At 64.7% G+C, this 215-nt stretch carries 1 pseudogene; it reads right to left on the bottom strand.

The features are described 5' to 3' along the window. Positions 1-138, bottom strand: a pseudogene (locus IH80_RS46770) (IS110 family transposase); the annotation flags it as partial. Positions 139-215 lie beyond the last annotated feature (77 nt).

Raw genomic sequence — 215 nt, 5'->3', positions numbered from 1 at the left:
AGCACATCGGCGATCAAGGCCAGCAGCTCAGGCTCGTCGTTGGCTACCCGTCGCGACAGCAGTGTGTCGCCCTCAGCGTCCAGGACCAGGCAGTGGTGATGCCCCTTGCCGCAGTCGGTCCCCCCATATCCGGCTCATCGTGCTCCAGTCGTTCGTCCTCGTCTGCGTACCACGGACGACCTCGCCGGCATTGCTCTACACAGCGACCTGTTCGC

Origin of the sequence: Streptomyces sp. NRRL S-378 (assembly GCF_000720645.1) — a bacterium.
Taxonomy (GTDB): Bacteria; Actinomycetota; Actinomycetes; order Streptomycetales; family Streptomycetaceae; genus Streptomyces.
The sequence above is the reverse complement of the archived record's forward strand: the minus strand, read 5'-3'. Positions and strand labels throughout refer to the sequence as shown.